General features: G+C 65.2%; 1 protein-coding gene. It reads left to right on the forward strand.

The window, feature by feature from the left end; genetic code table 11:
- Positions 1–350 precede the first annotated feature (350 nt).
- Entirely contained in the window at positions 351–1400 is a 1050-nt protein-coding gene (locus tag A5906_RS10630) for an ABC transporter substrate-binding protein (RefSeq protein ID WP_080135108.1), read from the forward strand.
- Positions 1401–1551: the final 151 nt, after the last annotated feature.

The following is a 1551-nucleotide window of genomic DNA, read 5'->3' on the forward strand; positions in this document are numbered from 1 at the left end:
CCGCCATGCCAGTGGCGACCACCAGCATAGGAAGCTGTCGGAGCCGCTGCGGTCAGCGCCAGCACCGCGGCCGTGGCAACCACTGCCTTGCGGCCGCCAAATTTCGAAAATCTGTCAAACATGTCCTGGACCCTCCTTGGGACCTTGAATGGTGCCTTGAGACAGGCTCATGTCTCTCAAACACCCGCGTCCCATGTTGGGTTCCCCAACCCCAACACAAGCTGAACGGGGTTGCGTGATCGTGACGCAACCGCCGCTCATCCGCCGTTCATGTTGGCGCGCGCACGGTTGTCGCCGGCCGGCGCTGCGAGCGTCACGAAACCAACAACAATGCGGGACCGGCGCAATTGATGTCAGGACTGAAGCCCATCGCCCGTCGCGGCCTGCTGGCCCTTGCAATTTCGCTCGCCGCGTTGACGGCGCGCGATGCCGCAGCGGCCGAGAGCGCCGCCTCCTCCACAGCGGTCCACTTCACCTTCGACCGCCCGATCGACGCCAGCATGGCGCCATTCTTCCTTGCCGCGAAAGACGGCAAGTTCGGCGCCGAGCATCTCAACGTGTCCTTCAACACCGCGCCCGGGTCGCCGGAGGCTCTCGCGCGCGTCGCCAAGGGCGACAGCGAACTCGCGCTGGTCGACATCAACGAGCTGATCCGTTTCCGCGACAAGGACGACGCGGCGCCGGTCAAGGCGGTGTTCGTTCTGTTCAACCGGGCGCCCTACGCGATCGTCGCGCGCAGGAGCCGCGGCATCCACATCCTTCCCGACCTCGACGGCAAGACCGTCGGCGTCGCCGAGGGCGATCTGTCGATGCGGCTGTGGCCGGCGCTGGCGCTGCAGAACAACATCAACGCTTCGCATATCAAATTTCACAAGATCAGCGCGGCTGTGCGCGAGCCGATCCTTTCCGCAGGCCAGGTCGATGCCGTCACGGGCTTCAGCCATCTGTCGGCGGTGAACCTGCGCGACCGTGGCGTGCCCGGCGGCGATCTCGTCGTGCTGCGCTATGCCGATTATGGTTGCGAAGCCTATGGCTTTGCCGTAGTGGCCAATCCCGCCTTCGCCGCGGCGAAGCCGGACGCCGTGAAAGGTTTCGTCCGCGCACTGATCGCCGGCATCAACGCAACCGTCAAAGAGCCGGCGCGTGCGGCGGAGGAGGCCGCCGGCCGCATCGAGGATGGCGACCGCGAGCTGGAGCTGGAGCGCCTGCGCACCGTGCTCGTCGACAACATCCTGACCGACGAGGTCAGGCGCAACGGCCTCGGCGGCATCGATCCGGCGCGCCTGGAGCGCTCGATCGACCAGATCGCCAAGGATTTCAAATTCCGCAGACGTCCGGCGGCGGACGATATCTTCGATGACCGGTTCCTGCCGCCGGTCGAGAGCCGGCTCATCAATTGAGCAAAACGGAAAGCTTCCGCTGTATCTCGCGGGCGATCCCGGCTTAGAATACTGGCTCCGTTAACTGCCCGAGTTGCCAGTCCGCATGTCCATGCTCCGTCTCTATTCCCGTGTTCTCGAGCTGCTCGGCAAGGAGGCGCGGCTCGGCTGG

It is taken from the genome of Bradyrhizobium sacchari (assembly GCF_002068095.1).
GTDB lineage: Bacteria > Pseudomonadota > Alphaproteobacteria > Rhizobiales > Xanthobacteraceae > Bradyrhizobium > Bradyrhizobium sacchari.

Bases quoted from the DNA above. Each gene is read 5' to 3' on its own strand.
- A5906_RS10630 (WP_080135108.1), top strand. From the start codon at position 351: ATGTCAGGACTGAAGCCCATCGCCCGTCGCGGCCTGCTGGCCCTTGCA.